We start from the raw sequence: 255 nt of genomic DNA on the forward strand, positions 1-255 counted from the left end.
GCAGACACTGGTCGAACGCCTGGGAAAGCAGATTGCCGAGCAAGTTGCTCAACAGCCCCAGCTCACGATTCTGAAGTCGATGAAGGGCGTGGGGCCGGGGCTACAGGCGGTGCTGGCCAGCTATCTGGCTGAGCTGGGCCAGATCAGTGGCAAGGCCATCGCCAGCCTGGTTGGCGTGGCACCGATGTCCCACGACAGCGGGACGATACGCGGAAAACGAAGCATCCACGGCGGTCGAGCCGAGATCCGTCAGGT

At 63.1% G+C, this 255-nt stretch carries 1 protein-coding gene; it reads left to right on the top strand.

Translation table 11 applies throughout. The annotated features are described in order from the left end of the window. Nucleotides 1-255 (top strand): transposase (locus HH110_RS19280; RefSeq protein WP_176991073.1); only part of this gene is annotated, 255 nt, incomplete at both ends.

This window comes from Stenotrophomonas sp. SAM-B, assembly GCF_013387485.1.
Classification (GTDB): domain Bacteria; phylum Pseudomonadota; class Gammaproteobacteria; order Xanthomonadales; family Xanthomonadaceae; genus Stenotrophomonas; species Stenotrophomonas maltophilia_AA.